The organism is Phyllobacterium sp. CCNWLW109, from assembly GCF_037203905.1.
GTDB classification, from domain to species: Bacteria; Pseudomonadota; Alphaproteobacteria; order Rhizobiales; family Rhizobiaceae; genus Phyllobacterium; species Phyllobacterium ifriqiyense.
Window position 1 is genome coordinate 713778 of the sequence record NZ_JBBCBK010000004.1, and the last position, 17199, is coordinate 730976.

At 51.1% G+C, this 17199-nt stretch carries 13 protein-coding genes and 1 tRNA gene; 4 read left to right on the forward strand and 10 right to left on the reverse strand.

The genetic code is table 11. The features are described 5' to 3' along the window. Positions 1-57: 57 nt before the first annotated feature. The 9 genes from V9K92_RS18905 to V9K92_RS18945 all read right to left on the reverse strand — a co-directional run bounded on the left by V9K92_RS18905 (position 58) and on the right by V9K92_RS18945 (position 10803). A complete protein-coding gene (locus V9K92_RS18905) occupies positions 58-3849 on the reverse strand; it encodes a vitamin B12-dependent ribonucleotide reductase (protein WP_337354663.1) in 3792 nt (1263 codons plus the stop codon). 589 nt (positions 3850-4438) lie between these two features. Next, a complete protein-coding gene (locus tag V9K92_RS18910; RefSeq protein ID WP_336440212.1) occupies positions 4439-4870 on the reverse strand; it encodes an NUDIX hydrolase in 432 nt (143 codons plus the stop codon). A 255-nt stretch (positions 4871-5125) separates the two neighbouring features. Further along, positions 5126-5623, reverse strand: a complete 498-nt coding sequence (gene gpt, locus V9K92_RS18915; protein ID WP_115052815.1) for a xanthine phosphoribosyltransferase — start codon at positions 5621-5623, stop codon at positions 5126-5128. Between the two features lie 140 nt (positions 5624-5763). Further along, a complete protein-coding gene (locus tag V9K92_RS18920; protein ID WP_162802476.1) occupies positions 5764-6606 on the reverse strand; it encodes a universal stress protein in 843 nt (280 codons plus the stop codon). 70 nt (positions 6607-6676) lie between these two features. After that, a complete protein-coding gene (locus tag V9K92_RS18925) occupies positions 6677-7435 on the reverse strand; it encodes a molybdopterin-binding protein (RefSeq protein ID WP_115052817.1) in 759 nt (252 codons plus the stop codon). Between the two features lie 142 nt (positions 7436-7577). Further along, a tRNA-Leu gene (locus V9K92_RS18930) sits at positions 7578-7663 on the reverse strand. Between the two features lie 110 nt (positions 7664-7773). Beyond that, entirely contained in the window at positions 7774-9276 is a 1503-nt protein-coding gene (locus V9K92_RS18935) for a tripartite tricarboxylate transporter permease (protein ID WP_337354664.1), read from the reverse strand. A gap of 9 nt (positions 9277-9285) precedes the next feature. Next, positions 9286-9747: a tripartite tricarboxylate transporter TctB family protein gene (locus tag V9K92_RS18940; protein WP_115052819.1), complete on the reverse strand. Its 462-nt coding sequence runs from the start codon at positions 9745-9747 to the stop codon at positions 9286-9288. 78 nt (positions 9748-9825) lie between these two features. Beyond that, positions 9826-10803, reverse strand: coding sequence for a tripartite tricarboxylate transporter substrate binding protein BugD (locus V9K92_RS18945; protein ID WP_115052820.1), 978 nt, complete (start codon positions 10801-10803; stop codon positions 9826-9828). A gap of 254 nt (positions 10804-11057) precedes the next feature. Here V9K92_RS18945 and ade point away from each other — a divergent pair, with 254 nt between their 5' ends. From ade to V9K92_RS18960, 3 genes are read left to right on the forward strand one after another with little or no spacing between them, the layout of a single operon-like run. Next, positions 11058-12869 (forward strand): adenine deaminase, encoded by a 1812-nt coding sequence (gene ade / locus V9K92_RS18950; protein ID WP_337354665.1) that lies wholly within the window; start codon positions 11058-11060, stop codon positions 12867-12869. Further along, complete coding sequence (gene ilvA, locus V9K92_RS18955; RefSeq protein ID WP_307285519.1) at positions 12866-14125, forward strand: threonine ammonia-lyase IlvA; 1260 nt, start codon at positions 12866-12868, stop codon at positions 14123-14125. Before ade ends, ilvA begins: the two co-directional genes overlap by 4 nt. Before the next feature lie 8 nt (positions 14126-14133). After that, entirely contained in the window at positions 14134-14664 is a 531-nt protein-coding gene (locus tag V9K92_RS18960; protein WP_115052823.1) for a DUF1697 domain-containing protein, read from the forward strand. On the opposite strand, the gene V9K92_RS18965 is transcribed toward V9K92_RS18960, so the two are convergent. Then, the gene (locus tag V9K92_RS18965; RefSeq protein WP_337354795.1) at positions 14640-16010 is read right to left on the reverse strand and encodes an aminotransferase-like domain-containing protein; all 1371 of its coding nucleotides are present in this window, start codon (positions 16008-16010) and stop codon (positions 14640-14642) included. The two genes, V9K92_RS18960 and V9K92_RS18965, sit on opposite strands and share 25 nt — an antisense overlap. 150 nt (positions 16011-16160) lie before the next feature. Between V9K92_RS18965 and V9K92_RS18970 the strand changes: the two genes are divergently transcribed. After that, the gene (locus V9K92_RS18970; RefSeq protein ID WP_337354666.1) at positions 16161-17024 is read left to right on the forward strand and encodes a DMT family transporter; all 864 of its coding nucleotides are present in this window, start codon (positions 16161-16163) and stop codon (positions 17022-17024) included. Positions 17025-17199: the final 175 nt, after the last annotated feature.

Sequence of the window (17199 nt, forward strand, 5' to 3'; positions counted from 1 at the left end):
GCTATTTTTGGGTTCCCCAAGTTGGGAAACCCATTTTCTTCGGAAATATTTCGACAGTTAGCTGCAGCCGCTTGTGCTTCCGCACGTGTCACACTTGAGGCATGTTCCGTTGCGCACCATCGTAAAATTGGAGCATTCGGAGCAGCTATCACCGGTATAACCTTGCATCATCGATTTGATGCGGCGATCGGAAATAACTTTCTTCGCTGCTGCCTTAGCTTCTTCGGCCGCTGCTTCCGCATCGGTGTCCTCAAACAATGCAGTTGACGGGCTTTGCTCCGGTTTAGACTGCTCTTCGTAATCCCGTTTGAAGCCAGTGGATTCCTGCGTTGTGGCAGCAATGACAGGTTTTGTTGCTAGCGCCGTTGCGGAGCGGCTGGCAAGGGTCATGACATTTGATGACGCAGCTGCCTTTGGCGCGCTAACCACGCCTGTCCCTCCTGCGTTGCTAAAACCCTTTGGATCAGCCTTGCCGGGCGAAACAACTGTAAGGGACGCGCCGCGTGTCAAGCCTTTGGAGACTGGTTCGGCTTTACCTTCTGAAATGCCGCGCCCAAGTGACGTGTTCGAAAAGTCGGACTGATCGACGTGCGCAAGGTCATGGCGATCAAGATAGGAGACAGCCAATTCACGGAAGAGATAATCAAGGATCGATGTTGCATTCTTGATCGCATCATTGCCCTGAACCATGCCAGCCGGTTCAAACTTCGTGAAGGTAAATGCCTCAACATATTCTTCAAGCGGCACGCCATACTGCAGGCCAAGCGAGATCGCGATGGCAAAGTTGTTCATCATTGCCCGGAAGGCAGCGCCTTCCTTGTGCATGTCGATGAAGATTTCGCCCAAACGCCCATCATCGAATTCGCCGGTGCGCAGATAGACCTTATGGCCACCAACAACTGCCTTTTGAGTATATCCCTTGCGGCGGTTCGGCAATTTCTCACGATCATGAACATATTTCTCGACAATACGCTCTACGATCTTTTCAGTGATCTGTACTGCGCGAGCGGCAGCCGGGGCTTCAACATAGGCTTCGATCGCATCATCCGCATCTTCGTCCTCATCGGCGAGAAGGGAGGCGTTGAGTGGCTGAGAAAGCTTGGAACCATCGCGGTAAAGCGCGTTTGCCTTGAGAGCCAGTTTCCACGAAAGCATGTAAGCGGATTTGCAATCCTCGACAGTGGCTTCATTGGCCATATTGATGGTCTTGGAGATCGCACCGGAAATAAAAGGCTGCGCAGCGGCCATCATTCGAATGTGGCTATCTACCGAGAGATAGCGTTTCCCGATCTTGCCGCATGGGTTGGCGCAATCAAACACCGGATAATGCTCTTCCTTGAGGAATGGAGCGCCTTCCAAGGTCATGGCACCGCAAATGTGCACATTGGCGGCTTCAATTTCTTTCTTCGAGAAGCCAAGAGCTGGCAAAATCTCGAAGGACATGTCGTTGAGCTGCTCATCGGTGAAGCCGAGAACATTCTTGGCAAAATCTTCACCAATGGTCCATTTGTTCACTGCGAATTTGATATCAAAGGCAGATTTCAATGCGGTATTGAGCGTTGCGATGATCTCGTCCGTGAAGCCTTTGGCCTTCAGCGAGCCGGGATTGATCGCCGGAGCTTGATTGAGATTGCCGTGCCCGACAGCATATGCTTCGATCTCAGCAATCTGACTCTCCGAATAACCGAGAGTGCGCAATGCTTCCGGAACGGCGCGATTGATGATCTTGAAATAACCGCCGCCAGCAAGTTTCTTGAACTTCACGAGTGCAAAATCTGGCTCAATACCAGTTGTATCGCAATCCATGACCAAGCCGATTGTGCCAGTTGGGGCGATGACCGTGGCTTGCGCATTACGGAAACCGTGCTTCTCACCGAGCTCGAGTGCTTTATCCCAAGCTGACTTTGCATGCGTAATGAGGTCTTGATCCGGGCAGTGATCGGCGATCAATGCGACAGGGTTTACTGCAAGGCCTTCATAACCCTGCTTTTCGCCATGGGCTGCACGACGATGATTGCGTATGACACGCAACATGTTCGCTGCATTCGGCGCATAACCGGCAAAAGCGCCGAGTTCTTTCGCCATTTCAGCGGAGGTAGCATAAGAGACACCCGTCATGATGGCGGTGAGGGCGCCGCCAATGGCGCGGCCTTCGTCGCTGTCATAAGGAATGCCGGAGGTCATTAGAAGTCCGCCAATATTGGCGTAGCCAAGACCGAGAGTACGATACTCATAGGATAATTTGGCAATTTCCTTTGAAGGGAACTGCGCCATCATTACTGAAATTTCAAGTACGATTGTCCATAGGCGAGCAGTGTGTTCGTAGCCTGTAATATCGAACTTGCCATCCTTGCCGCGATAGGTCAGCAGGTTGATCGAAGCGAGGTTACAAGCCGTATCGTCAAGGAACATATATTCCGAGCATGGATTGGAGGCGCGGATCGGACCGGCGGCGGGGCAGGTGTGCCAGTCATTCATTGTTGTGTTGAAATGGAGACCCGGATCAGCCGAGGCCCAAGCCGCATAGCCAATCTTTTCCCATAGGTCACGGGCCTTCAGGGTCTTCATGACCTTGCCGTCCTTGCGAGCAGTCAAATTCCAGTCGCCATCATTTTCTACGGCGCGCAGGAATTCGTCCTTCAGAGAAACGGAGTTGTTTGAGTTCTGGCCAGCCACAGTCAGATAGGCTTCAGAATCCCAATCTGTATCATAGGTTTTGAAGTCGATATCCGTGTAACCCTGCTTGGCAAACTGGATAACGCGCTGAATGTAATTTTCTGGAACCTGGTTCTTCTTCGCGGCCTTGATTTCACGCTTTAAAGCGGGGTTTTTCAAAGGTTCATAGCAATCCCCATTGTCAGCTTCGCAGTTGACGCAAGCTTTCATGATTGCAGTAAGATGCTGCTTGACGATTTTGGACCCTGTGACGAGAGCAGCAACTTTTTGCTCTTCCTTCACTTTCCAATCAATATAATCCTCAATATCGGGATGATCGACGTCTACGACGACCATTTTGGCAGCGCGACGCGTTGTGCCGCCTGATTTAATCGCACCAGCAGCACGGTCGCCAATTTTCAGAAACGACATAAGGCCGGAGGAACGACCGCCACCGGAAAGCTTCTCGCCTTCGCCGCGAAGGTAAGAGAAGTTTGAACCTGTGCCTGAACCATATTTAAAGAGACGGGCTTCACGAACCCAAAGATCCATGATGCCGCCTTCGTTGACAAGGTCATCAGCAACAGACTGAATGAAGCAGGCATGAGGCTGCGGATGTTCATAGGATGATTTTGATTTCGTCAGTTTGCCGGTCTCGGGATCAACGTAATAATGTCCCTGACCCGGGCCATCAATACCGTAAGCCCAGTGCAGGCCGGTATTGAACCATTGCGGCGAATTCGGCGCAACACGTTGTGTTGCCAGCATATAGGCAAGTTCATCTCGGAAGGCGAGGGCGTCCGCTTCGCTATCGAAATACTTACCCTTCCAGCCCCAATAGGTCCAAGTACCCGCCAGGCGATCGAAAACCTGGCGCGCATCCATCTCAGAACCATAACGCTCATCGGCTGGCAGAGCGGCCAATGCCTCTTCATCAGCCACAGAACGCCACAACCAGGATGGTACGGAGTTCTCTTCAACCTTCTTGAGCTTGGCAGGCACCCCGGCTTTGCGGAAATATTTTTGAGCCAGAATATCGGCCGCCACTTGACTGAACTGGGCCGGAACATCGATGTTCTCGAGGCGGAACACAACCGATCCGTTCGGGTTCTTGATTTCGCTTGTCGCCACGCGAAACTCTAGATCCGCGTAAGCAGACTGGTTCTCTTTTGTAAAACGCCGTTCGATCCGCATCTGTTTGGTCCTTGTCTCTCTATATATAGTGTTCAACCGGCGCCATGTGAAGCGTTGAGCCTGCCCTGAGCGCAATCCCATTGTCCCTGGTCAAATGCTTGAAACCAGTTCTGCATTCCGATCCGTCTTCAATGTGCGCTACCGCTACATTTTCGAACCGGATGGTTCTCTTGAACGTCTGTGGTTCGATTCTTACCTTATTTCCGCATCACACTATCTGGTAGAAATTCTGCCTGCAAACGCTAAATATAGTATTAACAAGAGAATAATTCAAATTTTGAATGCTCTCTCATCTGCCTGCAGTGCACAAATTCACCGAACGTGTTTTCGTAAGAAAACAGCGTCTAAGACTTTGCTCAAACTGGAAAAAAACCGGTTACCGACACTCCGGTCACGCTACTAACGCAACGGTCTCCTATAAAAAGTGACTCGATGGTTTGCGTCAAGAAATAGTTTCTGACAAATTTATGACCGCAACATCTTGTGTGTCACATATGTGGATAACGGGGAGAACTGATTAGCCGCATTGATAAAACGGTACAACTCCACGTCGACAAAAACTGTGGAGTTTAGAGTGGGCGGTCTGTGGTCAGCGAGGAATCCGGTAGGGATCGAAGCTCATCAGAAGAGCTTTAAGTTCGGGCTCTTCAACGCGTGACGCAGATTCTTCAAGGCTGACCCATTCGAGCCGTCGTTCACCACGTTCGGGCCATTTCTTTTCCTGGCGGATAAATTCCAGCGGAAAAACATCTACAATGAAATCACCGATCTCACCTTCACACATATCGTCCTTTTCGTAACGATATGTGCCCACTGAGAATGGGCTGATGTCGCCCCTGACTCCTGCTTCTTCATATGCTTCCGCTTCCGCAGAGCATGCAAAAGTTTTACCGACCTGTGGCCAGCCCTTCGGCAAGACCCACCGGCCAGTGCCACGGCTGGTGATCAGAAGAACTTCGGGAACGTCTTTCTTTAATCTATAAACAAGCGCAGCAACCTGCCGAACCCGGCCATCAGGCATCTCGGTCCGTTTCGCAGTCACCAATTCGTCTTTGTAGACTATATTCAAGGTTCCACTCATTCTTTCTTGTTATCAGCAAGATTGAACCGATTCGTGCAAATCGCAACTGATCATCGGCTACACTTCTTTGCTTAAACGCGACTTGTGACATTTTTTTGAACAGCAGTGCAAAAAGATCACAACTATGAGCGGAACCTCTTGTTCCTTCGTTTTGCTTATTTTTATCGGTAGGATGATCGGTGATCTACCGATCCATCACCCTTTATGGCCTTTGGTTATAGGTTCCTGATATGTCAGGCCCATGTCCCAAGGAAAATAAATCCATGTATCCTGAGAGACTTCGGTCACAAAGGTATCAATGAGTGGTCGACCTTTGGGTTTTGCATAAACAGTAGCAAAATGTGCCTTTGGCATCATGGCGCGAACAATAGCGGCCGTTTTCCCAGTATCGGTCAGGTCGTCGATCACAAGGATTCCCTCACCGCCATTTTCCAGAAGGCGAGCATCCACATCTTTGAGAACTTTGAGTTCTCCTTGCTCATCGTAATCATGATAGGAGGCAATGCAGACAGTCTCGATCATGCGTATGCCGAGTTCGCGGCAAATAATTGCAGCTGGAACGAGGCCGCCTCTGGTAATTGCGACCATAGCTCGCCATTCACGCTGCATACCAGCAACACGCCATGCCAATGCACGGGCATCGCGATGGAATTGATCCCAGGATACCGGAAAGGCTTTGTCGGGCAGGGACATTGGATGCACTCCATAGATCAAGCGAGGAAGCGGGAAACCGCAAGGAATGCAACTCGCAATAGCGGGAAATGCTGGCTCATGGCAAGCAGCTTGCATTGGTTACCCACGTTTAGTGCAATTAACCTGGCACTTATGACAGTTTAGCGCGACATCAGCGTCAAGCACGGCATATCATTCATCATCGACGTGGTTACCCCACCAAACACCCATTCCTTCAGGCGCGACTGGCTGTAAGCGCCCATAACAAATAGATTTGCCCCATTATCTGCAATTCTGCGCCTAAGGATCTTGTCGGTCGGTTCGCCATTGGAATCAATGGTTGACGGATTTACGTTCACACCATGACGACGAAGCGCATCAGAAAGTGGCGTGCCGGGTATATCTACATTCGGGTCGGTAGACTTTCTTGGATCAACCCAAAGAATGTCAACGCTTTCCGCTTTGATCAGCAATGGCAGGGAATCAAACGCGGCGCGAGAAGCTTCGCGCTTGCCGTTGAATGCAACGACCACACGGTCAATCTTTTCGGGCAGTTGTGTCTTGTACGGCACGAAAAGCACAGGACGCCCGCTTTCCATGACTAAGGGGTCAGTGACGTCATTGACGCTATCAGGGTCACTAGGGTCAGGCTGACCCGCAATTATTATATCTGCGCGCAGGGCGCTTTGAGTAACGCCCGCTGATGGACTGCTGCTCTCCGAGCGCACGATACGAAATTCATGCGAAATCGTTGTTTTCGCCATTTCTGCGTTGAACGCTGCGGTTATTGCCGCTGCATTTTCTTTATGCCGCTGCTCATGTGCCTCAAACAATGTCGTGTCAGCAAAGCCTGTGGGATCAGCATAAACGATGGGTGAGGGGATTGTATAAAGGCCAATAATATGGGTCCGCTCGCTCGACGAGGCGATCAATCTGGCAGCGCCGATAACCCGTTTTGCTTCCCGTTCACTGCGAATAAAAGCGATGATGGTGCGAAATGCCATTTTGGCCTCCATTGTCTTTGTGCCATCGAAACATGGCTGACTACAGTATACAGCCAGAACGAGCCGTGCGTTAGCGTGGAAGTTGCGTTGCTTCCAGATTTGCGATCATGGCTTTAACGGCAGATACAGCAGAGGCCAGCTTCGCCGCGTCCCGGGCACGGACAACAAGCTCCGTTGAAAAACGACCATTCTCATATTTAGGGTATGACCCTATGATTGTGTCTGGGTTTTCAGCTTGTATGTTGCCCAATGCAACCGCGATGGAGCCCTCACCAAATGGACAATTCACTGATTGCGAAAGTAGCTGCGTGCCTACTTTCAATGTTGGAATAACGTTGTCCAGCATAGCTTGAAATATGGAAGGTACGCCGGCCATAACGTACACATTTTCCAGGTTGAACCCGGGAGCGGTTGAAACCGGATTGTCTATATGGATTGCACCTCTTGGCATCCTCGCCATGCGCTGACGACTTTCTGTAAACTCGATACCCCTTGAAGCGTAATTGTCCCCCATGATTTTCATCGCCTTGGCGTCATGTTCGCATGGCACACCAAATGCTACGGAGACAGCATCAGCGGTGATGTCGTCATGCGTCGGGCCGATACCACCAGAGGTAAAAACATAATCATAACGCTGGCGCAGGCTGTTCAATGCCTCAACAATTCGGCCTTGTTCGTCCGGAACTATGCGAACTTCCTCGAGATCAATCCCAATGGCGGTCAGAATATCGGCAAGATGGCCGATGTTTTTGTCCTTGGTGCGCCCGGAGAGCAATTCATCACCAATCGCGAGCATGGCGGCTGTCACGATTTTATTGTCATTAGTCATTGAAACACTCCTGATGGGAACAGGAACGTAGTTCCCGAAACGTACCGCTGCAAGCCCCGCCAGACAAACTGTTCATTGTGTTGGCCTGGTCGTAAATACATTGCAAAACAACAAAAAACCCGGCGGAAAGCCGGGTTCATGTTGGTGCGGACGGCGGGACTTGAACCCGCATGACCAATGGCCGACAGATTTTAAGTCTGTTGTGTATACCAATTCCACCACGTCCGCGTGACTATGCTTTTCAACGGTTCAATCGATTCCGTCAACGGTGTTTTAGCAAGTTATCGCATTGATACCGGTCCGAAATGAATTCGGACCGATATCCATAACTGCCTTGATCAATCCTCGACAAACACCTCATCGCGTTTTTTGCGGATGCTGGGCAGGAGCACTACCACAAGTACAGCTGCCGCAAGCAGCAATAGCGTCAAACTGATTGGCCGCGTGACAAATGTCGTGGCATCGCCGCGTGACATGATCATGGCACGCCGCAGATGTTCTTCCAGAAGCGGACCCAATACAAAGCCGAGCAGCAAGGGTGCAGGTTCACAGCGGAGCTTGGCCAGAACATACCCAATCAGCCCGAAGAATGCGACCGCGTAGAGATCAAAGACGTTGGAATTAACGCTGTAAACACCGATGGAGCAGAACGCGATGATTGCCGGGAAAAGCATATAATAGGGAATAGTCAGAAGCTTAACCCAAAGACCAATCAGCGGCAGGTTTAGCAGGATCAGCATAAGATTACCGATCCACATTGATGCGATGATGCCCCAAAAAAGAGCTGGCTGTTCAGTCGCCACATTTGGTCCGGGGACAATGCCCTGAATGATCATAGCGCCGATCATCAGCGCCATGACCGGGTTGGCCGGAATGCCAAGTGTCAGCATTGGTATGAATGATGTTTGAGCGCCGGCATTATTTGCAGATTCTGGACCCGCAACGCCAGCCACAGCGCCTTTGCCGAACTCTTGAGGCGTTTTCGACATGCGCTTTTCGACAGTATAAGAGGCAAAAGATGCGAGAATTGCGCCGCCCCCAGGCAATATGCCGAGTGCAGAGCCGATAGCAGTGCCTCGCAAAATCGGCGCCGTCATCTCCTTCCAATCCTGTTTGGTTGGCCAAAGATTAGTGACCTTTTTAATCATGACATCCCGGTCATGTTCATTTTCGAGATTGCGGAGAATTTCTGCAATACCAAAGACGCCAACCGCAACGGCCACAAAGTTCAACCCGTCTGAAAGCTCCAAGATCCCAAGATTGAACCGAGGCGTTCCCGTATAAATATCGGTGCCGACAAGCCCCAATAGTAGTCCTAGAACGACCATTCCCAGTGCCTTGACCACTGAACCATGGGCGAGGGCAATGGATGAAACAAGACCGACGATCATAAGGGAGAAATATTCGGCAGAACCGAACTTCAACGCAACTGCGGTCAGCGGGGGGGCGAAGACTGCAACCAATATGGTGGAAACTGTTCCAGCAAAGAAAGAGCCAATAGCGGCAATAGCCAATGCGGCACCTGCTCGACCTTTCCTGGCCATTTGATAGCCATCAATTGCTGTGACGGCGGAAGACGATTCACCCGGCATGTTAATCAAAATAGCCGTTGTCGAACCACCATATTGGGCGCCGTAATAGATGCCCGCCAACATGATCAGCGAAGATACCGGCTCCAGCTGAAAAGTAATTGGCAAGAGCATCGCAATCGTTGCTGTTGCGCCGATGCCGGGCAATACACCGATAAGTGTGCCGAGGATAACGCCGATGAAACAAAAGAAGAGGTTCCATGGGGCGCCCGCGGTGGTAAACCCGAGTACAAGATTGTTAAAGAGTTCCACGATGTGTCCTCACTGTCCGAGCCAAGGGCCAAAGCGGCGAAATGGCAGTCCCAATGCGTAACTGAAGACGACGACGGAGAAGATCGTCAGACCGCAGACAAGAAGCAGCGCCATCCCAGGGCGCATTTTGTTGCTTGCAAATGCTGCAATCAAAGCAGTTAAAAACAGCGACGGAACAAATCCCAGGCCGCGAATAGTAAGGCCGAAAAAAATAGGAGCTGGCAGGATGAGCAGCATCCCGCGCCATGCGATTGGGCCCATCGGCTCATGTTCGATCTGCGTTCCCTGAATGATAACGATTACGCCCAGGACGATTAGGATTCCAGCCAGCACGAAAGGGAAATAGCCAGGGCCCATTCGAAATGCTGTTCCGAGATCAAGTCCATAAGCCTGTATCGCAAAGAACAAACCCGCAAGAATGAAAAATAGACCGCATACAATGTCGCGAGTACTGAAACTCAAGGATTTCATTTATCCCCCCAGTCGCCGTTTTCCGGCTTTGCTTAAACAAAAGGACCGGGGCATCGTAATGCCCCGGTAAATGCTGAATTAATCTGCGTATTGACCGGCAGCTTCAATGATAGGCTTCCAGCGTGTCACTTCGCTTTCGAGCTTTGACTTCAAGCCTGCCGGGGTAGCTTCCGCATCTGTCACGGGCACTGTGCCAAGTTCGGCAAATCGGGCAACAATGTTCGGATCCTTCAGGGCCTTTTGCAGCGACGCTGATAGTTTCTCAGTCACTTCGCTCGGCGTGCCTTTGGGAGCGTAGATACCGTGCCAAATGCCTACTTGCATTCCTGGAAGGCCAGCTTCCTCAACAGTTGGGACATCTGGAAGGGCATCGAGACGCTTCGCTGACGTCACTGCATAGGCCTTGATGGTGCCGCCTTTGATCTGCTTGGTCGTATTGGTTGTCTGATCACACATCAAATCAACCTGACCGCCGAGCAAATCGGTCATCGCAGGTCCTGTACCCTTGTACGGAACAGTCACAAGCGGAACTTTGATTTCATTCATGAACAACATGCCACAAAGGTGCGAGGCAGCGCCGATACCGGCATTGGCAAGACTGATCTTGTCCGCATTGGCCTTCACATATTCTACGAGACCTTTCAGATCGGTTGCTTCGAAATCTTTCTTCGCAACGATGGTCATTGGCACGTCGGTCACAAGGCCAACATATTCAAACGCATTCAACGTATCATAAGGAAGCTTACGATACAGCGTTGCGCTGGTTGCCATGCCAATGTGATGCAAAAGCAACGTGTAACCATCGGGGTCGGCCTTGGCTACCTGAGAAGCACCCAAAGTGCCGCCGGCGCCACCGACATTCTCCACCAGAATTTGTTGCCCGAGATCTTTTGACATTGTTTCTGCTACCAGCCGGGTAACAGTGTCGGTTGGGCCGCCCGCAGCAAATGGCACAACCATTGTAATGTTGCGCTCGGGGTAACCTTGAGAAAAAGCAGTGCTGGATGCCAAGGCAAATGTTGCGGTGGCTGCCAGAGAAATTAGTATCTTGCGCATTAAACACTCCTCCCAGAATACGGCTTGTAAATAGAGCTAGCCTTTTTTACGAAACAGATATTGCCGGGCTCCTCCGAGGTTTGGCAGAATCTGTATGATTTCCATTAGCGCTCTATCGGAGGCAAGCGCGGCCAGTATGTCAAGCATTTCATGGGCTTCGCATAATTTTTTGAGAAAATCTCTTGAAGTAGAGTGCTCAAAGCCGTTTTCGTATATGCATGAGTGAGATGTAAAAGACGATACGAGGTAATTGGATGTCAAAGCAGGATAGGGCCAACAAGCCAGAGAGCTGGACGCAATCAGCCCCATTGCTGGTGGATGTAGCCATGGGACGCCACGCTGCGGACCTCGTCGTGCGAAATGGCCGTCTGGTAAGCGTATATTCCGGTGAAATAATAGCGGGTATTGATATTGCCATTATTGCCGGGCGTTTTGCATTTGTCGGTCATGGCGCGGAACACTGCATCGGGCCAAAAACCAAAGTCGTTGACGCAGCCGGGCGTTATTTGGTGCCGGGTCTTTGTGATGCACATATGCACGTCGAAAGCGGCATGGTCACCGTTACTGAGTTCACCCGTGCCGTTATTCCGCATGGCACGACATCAATGTTTATAGACCCGCATGAAATCGCCAATGTTTTGGGATTGGAAGGCGTACGCCTGATGCATGATGAAGCACTTGGCATGCCGATTAACGTGCATGTGCAAATGCCTAGTTGTGTGCCGTCAGCTCCGGGTTTGGAGAATGCAGGCGCAGCCATAAGTCCATCGGATGTGGCCGAGGCGATGACTTGGCCCAATATTGTTGGGCTGGGCGAGGTTATGAACTTTCCAGGTGTTGCCAATAATGATGCCACGATGCGCGGCGGCATTGATGCCACAGTCAAAGCTGGCAAAACCGTTGGCGGTCATTTTGCTTCACCGGAGTTGGGGCGCGCTTTCCATGGTTATGTGGCTGGTGGTCCCGAAGACGATCATGAAGGCACGCGAATGGAAGATGCGATGGCACGCGTGCGCCAAGGTATGCGCGCGATGCTGCGCCTCGGCTCTGCCTGGTACGATGTTGCAAGCCAGATCAAGGCGGTAACCGAGCAGGGGCTCGACTCCCGCAATTTCATCCTTTGTACCGATGACAGTCATTCGGGAACGTTGGTCAATGACGGGCATATGGATCGCGTTGTAAGACATGCGATCGCACAGGGACTTAAGCCAGTTATCGCAATTCAGATGGCGACGCTTAATACTGCACAGCATTTCCGGCTTGAGCGCGAGATCGGATCAATCACACCGGGGCGGCTGGCGGATTTTCTGATCGTATCAGATCTTCCGAGCCTCGTTATTGATCGCGTTTATGCGCGCGGGACGCTTCTGGCAGAAAAAGGCAAGTTGATTGCCGACATTCCAGCCTATGACTATCCCTCATTCGCCAAAAATACGATTAAGCTGGGTAAAAAGCTGAAAGCCAAAGATTTTGATATTGCCGCACCCAAGCCCGGAAAACATGTGACGGCGCGGGTGATCGGTGTGATCGAAAATCAGGCTCCGACAAAAGCGCTTGAAGCGGATTTGCCCGTTTCTGACGGCATCGTGCAAATGGATCGCCGCAATGATGTTTGCCAGATAGCTCTCGTGGAACGTCATCGCGGAACCGGCGCTGTCGTAAACGGATTTGTGTCAGGCTTCGGTTATACGCTCGATTGCGCCATGGCTTCGACGGTCGCCCATGACAGTCATCACATGATCGTCGTTGGTACGAATAAGGAAGACATGGCAAAAGCCGCCAATCGTCTCGGTGAGGTGGGCGGTGGCGTGGTCCTGTTTTCAAAGGGACGTGAGTTGGCATTGGTCGAAATGCCCATCGCGGGTTTGATGTCTGATCAGCGCGCTGAGGTGGTTGCGGCCAAAGCTGACAAGCTGGTGAATGCCATGCGGGCAATGGGGTGCAGCCTCAACAACGCCTATATGCAGCACTCCTTGCTGGCACTCGTCGTCATTCCGGAATTGCGCATCTCCGATGTCGGGATTATCGATGTCCGAACATTTGAAAAGGTTGATTTGTTTCTATGACTGCTTTTGCCAAGGCTGTCGCTTTAGCGACCACCAAGATGCGTGTGCTTTTTCCGGAAACGCCGCTTCAACTCAATCACTACCTTTCGCAGAAATATGGCGCGCAGATTTGGTTGAAACGCGAGGATTTATCGCCAGTCCGTTCCTATAAGATCAGAGGCGCGTTCAATTTCATCTCGCACTATCTAAACACGAACAAATCCGCAGATGCGGTGTTCGTTTGCGCTTCTGCGGGTAACCATGCTCAAGGGTTTGCTTTTATTTGCCGGCATTTTGGCAAAAAGGGCGTTGTCTTCATGCCCGTCACGACACCGCAGCAGAAAATTGACAAGACGCGCAGTTTCGGCGGCGAATTCATCGAAATCCGGCTTGTCGGCGATATTTTCGATCAATGCTATGCAGCAGCGCGGACATTCGAATCGGAAATGGGTGCCGTTATGGTGCCCCCATTCGATCATATGGATATTATAACGGGACAGGCGACTGTTGCGTATGAAATTGCAGCCCAACTGCCCGATGAGCGCAAGCCCGACTTGATGATTCTTCCCGTCGGCGGCGGAGGTCTTTCCGGGGGCGTGACGCGTTATCTTTCTGATCTTGGCTGGGAAACACAATTTTGTTTTGTGGAACCGGCAGGTGCTCCGAGCCTAAAGCGTAGTTTGGAAGCCGGGAAGCGGGTGAAACTTGAAGCCGTGGATAATTTTGTTGATGGCGCTGCTGTTGGCGAGATCGGGCGTGAAAATTTCAAACTTCTCAAAGGCTTCAGTCCAAACTCTGTCACTTTGATTCCGGAAAACAGGCTCAGCTCAACCATATTGGAGATGCTGAACGTTGAGGGCATCGTAGTTGAGCCAGCTGGTGCCTTGGCCATTGACGCACTTAAGGATTTCAAAAAAGCCGATCTGAAAGGTAAGCGGGTCGTGCTTGTCATATCTGGCAGCAATTTCGATTTTGAAAGACTGCCAGAGCTTAAAGAACGATCACAGCGCTATGAAGGCTTGAAAAAATACTTCATTTTCCGGTTCCCGCAAAGACCGGGAGCTTTGCGCTCATTTCTGGATTTGCTCGGTCCTGAAGACGATGTTGCTCGCTTTGAGTATTTGAAGAAGTCAGCGCGCAACTTTGGTTCTGTGCTTATCGGCATCGAAACCAAAAACAGGAAGAATTTTGACGTATTGTTCAAACGGTTCGACGAGGCTGGCTGGGCTTATCAAGACATCACAGATAATGAAACGATTGCCGGGATGATCATCTAGGAGGGCGTATGACGACGTGGATCATTCTCTTTCGTGGCGTGGGTGGCGCGACATTGTTGCCGGTGAAACCACTCGCGATAGCCTTGACTGAGGAAGGGTTTGAAGGTGTCAGGACATACATCAATACTGGAAATGTGGTCCTGAAATCGTCTGATACATCGGAAAGAGTCCTAAAGCGCATCACTCCAATTGTCTTGAAGGAATTTGATTTTTCAAAAGCCATTTTGATAGCCAGCACAGCTGAATGGGCGAAACTCATTGCTGACAATCCGTTTCCCAACGCAGTCTGTGAGCCAACCAAGCTTCACGCATATCTTATGGAGCGCGAACCGGATGAGGTCGCAATAAAAGCATTGCAATCAAAGGCGGAGGGTCCTGACGAATTTCAGATACGAGGCCGGGTGCTTTACTACTACACGCCGCAGGGGATATCGAATGCTCGTCTGTTTCCCAAGATTGAAAGAACTTTGGGCGTGGTCGCCACAGCCCGTAATTGGAACACAGTGTTGAAGCTTCAAGCGTTAGCTGAAGTTGCCTGAACGGCTATCGCCTCGGAAAGAACATCGAATATTCTGGAATTCCCGCATTGGGCGACGTTGAAGCGCATGTAGGAATTGGCTGTCTGCGACTGGCTAAATACATTGCCCGGGGCAAATACCACGCCTTTTTCAAGGCCATATTTTGCAATTTCTGCTGCGTCGATACCGTCCGGCAATCTGCACCATAGCAACATGCCACCGCGCGGCTCATTCCAGGGCACTATGCCAAGCGCTTTCAACCGGGTGATCGTATCTCCCATGCTACGGGCGAGTTGGGTACGCAAACCATCCATATGCTTGCGATATGCGCCTTCCTTCAGCATAAAAAGCACGAGCTCTGCTCCCATGCGGTTGCCACCGAATGATGTGGCGATCCGCAAATCTATCAATCCGTTGATCCAGTCTTGTCTGGCAGCGATAAAGCCGCAACGGAGCGATGCTGAGATTGATTTGGAGAAGCTGCCGATGTGCACAACCTGATTCAGTCCATCAAATGCGGCGAGTCGCGGAGCAGGCTCATGCTCGAAATCGGCAAAAATATCGTCTTCGACAATTGTAAGATTATGCAATTCCGCAAGCTTTAGTATCCGGTGGGCCGTTAGCGGAGATAGCGCTGCTCCTGTTGGATTTTGAAGCGCGGAATTAGTGATGTAAAGCCTGGGGCAATGGCTTTTCAATGCCTGTGCAAACAATTCGATGTCAGGCCCATTTGGCGTGTATGGCACGCCCACGACATTGGCTCGATGTGCTTTGAGCAGGGCGTGAAAGTTAAAATAGCATGGATCGTCGACGATCACTGTATCTCCAGGCTCAATCAGAAATCGGCATAGCAGATCAATTGCTTGGGTTCCCGAATCCGTCAGCATGATCTGATTGGTCGAAACTTCGATACCGTGCTCGCCCAGCCGTCTCGACAGGAGTTGCCGAAGCGGTTGCAGACCAAGCGGAGATGCGTAATCGGTCAGCGTTGAGCTATTCGATCTGGCTAGCGCCCGCAATGCACGCCGAATGCCATCTTCGGGCATCCACGAAGCGGGCAACCAACCGCAGCCTGGTTTTAGCATGCCATCATTGGCATCCAATGAGGTTCTTGAGACCCAAAGCGGATCGATTGCATGGTCGAGTTTTGGGCCGATTTCGGCAAGAGTTAAAGGAGCAAGATGACCTGCAACGAAGAACCCGGATCCACGCCGTGATTGAATGAGCCCCTCGGCTGCCAGTCTGTCATATGCATCAACGACAGTCGATTTTGACGTCGCCATGATTTCCGCGAAACTTCGAATCGATGGAAGTTTGGCGCCGGGAGGCAGCAATCGCGCTGCGATACGTTGCCGGATTGCCTGCATAACTTGCTCGACTCGCGTCACGCCACATATCCTTGTTTGTCCATCTGTACTGCTCACTTATCCATTACAGTTTGCATAAATTGTACTGTACCGTATCTGGAAAATCCATCTTTAAGCGCGCTAGAGCAAGACACGGATGAGGTGAATTGAATGGATAAGACAACGAGCGGTTGGATCAATGGTTTTGTAGGCGTTCTCATTTTTAGCGCGTCACTGCCCGCCACACGTGTTGCAGTGGCAGATTTTGATCCAATTTTTTTGACGGTAGCGCGGGCAACCATTGCTGCCTTGCTTGGTCTGGTGCTTTTGCTCGCGTTTAAAGAAAAATGGCCTTCAAGGTCCGATCTTGGGCATTTATTCGTCACTGCCATGGGTGTCGTGGTCGGCTTTCCGCTATTGACCGCACTGGCGCTTCAGCATGTTACGTCGGCACACTCGATTGTTTTTATTGGCCTTCTGCCTCTATCGACCGCTATTTTCGGTGTTCTGCGGGGCGGGGAATCCATGCGTCCAATGTTTTGGATATTCTCGTGCTTGGGTAGTGCATTGGTTGCAGGTTTTGCTCTCACACAAAATCTGGATGCCTCATTGACCGGCGACCTTTTGATGTTTGCCGCTATCGTGGCTTGCGGCTTGGGCTACGCCGAAGGTGCGCACCTGTCGCGCAAACTGGGTGGGTGGCAGGTGATTTGTTGGGCACTGGTCTTATCTTTGCCTGTGATGCTGCCTCTTACCTTGTTGCAATTACCCCAAGATTGGATGACGATCGGTCAACCGGCTTGGTTCGGATTGATCTATGTCTCGCTGTTCTCAATGCTTATCGGTTTCGTTTTCTGGTATCGTGGCTTGGCGCAAGGGGGAATAGCGGCTGTCGGACAGCTTCAGCTATTGCAGCCATTCTTCGGTTTGATGATCGCGGCCACATTGCTGCATGAGACAGTTGGCTGGCAGATGATTGTCGTTACAATTGCCGTTATTGCATGCGTTTTCGGGGCAAAACGCTTCGCCAAGTAAGGCGGTGTTTTGCGTCGCACAATAAAATCATTTGCTTTTTGTGCGGGAAGAGCCCATATGCCGGTCAGACGCTTGGGCCGGGCAATCCGGTCTTCCGAAACAGGACTTGTGGCGTCTGAGCCCCATCCGCATGATGCGGTGGGCACGGCTGCGCAAGTCGCTTGATCCCTTTGGG

Bases quoted from the DNA above. Each gene is read 5' to 3' on its own strand.
- V9K92_RS18905 (WP_337354663.1), bottom strand. From the start codon at position 3,849: ATGCGGATCGAACGGCGTTTTACAAAAGAGAACCAGTCTGCTTACGCG.
- V9K92_RS18910 (WP_336440212.1), bottom strand. From the start codon at position 4,870: ATGCCTGATGGCCGGGTTCGGCAGGTTGCTGCGCTTGTTTATAGATTA.
- gpt (WP_115052815.1), bottom strand. From the start codon at position 5,623: ATGTCCCTGCCCGACAAAGCCTTTCCGGTATCCTGGGATCAATTCCAT.
- V9K92_RS18920 (WP_162802476.1), bottom strand. From the start codon at position 6,606: ATGGCATTTCGCACCATCATCGCTTTTATTCGCAGTGAACGGGAAGCA.
- V9K92_RS18925 (WP_115052817.1), bottom strand. From the start codon at position 7,435: ATGACTAATGACAATAAAATCGTGACAGCCGCCATGCTCGCGATTGGT.
- V9K92_RS18940 (WP_115052819.1), bottom strand. From the start codon at position 9,747: ATGAAATCCTTGAGTTTCAGTACTCGCGACATTGTATGCGGTCTATTT.
- V9K92_RS18945 (WP_115052820.1), bottom strand. From the start codon at position 10,803: ATGCGCAAGATACTAATTTCTCTGGCAGCCACCGCAACATTTGCCTTG.
- ade (WP_337354665.1), top strand. From the start codon at position 11,058: ATGTCAAAGCAGGATAGGGCCAACAAGCCAGAGAGCTGGACGCAATCA.
- ilvA (WP_307285519.1), top strand. From the start codon at position 12,866: ATGACTGCTTTTGCCAAGGCTGTCGCTTTAGCGACCACCAAGATGCGT.
- V9K92_RS18960 (WP_115052823.1), top strand. From the start codon at position 14,134: ATGACGACGTGGATCATTCTCTTTCGTGGCGTGGGTGGCGCGACATTG.
- V9K92_RS18965 (WP_337354795.1), bottom strand. From the start codon at position 16,010: ATGCAGGCAATCCGGCAACGTATCGCAGCGCGATTGCTGCCTCCCGGC.
- V9K92_RS18970 (WP_337354666.1), top strand. From the start codon at position 16,161: ATGGATAAGACAACGAGCGGTTGGATCAATGGTTTTGTAGGCGTTCTC.